The organism is Gilvimarinus sp. 1_MG-2023, assembly GCF_030548285.1.
The window spans coordinates 1-363 of the sequence record NZ_JAUOSC010000376.1; the positions used below are offsets into that span (position 1 = coordinate 1).

Consider the following 363-nt stretch of genomic DNA (forward strand, 5'->3'; position numbering starts at 1 on the left):
CCCCTCAGTACCGGGTATTCGAACGCCTGCCCGATGTCTTTGACGGACTCAGCCTGGCGATTGTGCTGGCCACCCTGGTTGCCTTTCTGGTGCTCTGGTTTACCAACGTCTCCCGGGCTGGGCTGTACCTGCGTTTTGTCGACAACAGTCCCGGTGTGGCCCGTGCCGTGGGGGTGCCGGTTAATCGGGTAATCCTTGGTACCGTACTGTTGTCCGGAGCGCTGGCCGGGCTGGCCGGTTTTATGATTACTGCCGGACAGGAAGGCCGCCTGACCCATTCGTTCTACGTTGGCTATGGCTTCTCGGGAATCCTGATTGCCTTTCTGGCCCGTAACCAACCGATCGCCGCCACCGTAGTGGCGC

Annotated in this window: 1 protein-coding gene; it reads left to right on the forward strand. The window is 60.9% G+C overall.

What is annotated here, in order from left to right; translation table 11 throughout:
* Nucleotides 1–363 (forward strand): ABC transporter permease subunit (locus tag Q4563_RS17270; RefSeq protein WP_442903777.1); only part of this gene is annotated, 363 nt, incomplete at both ends.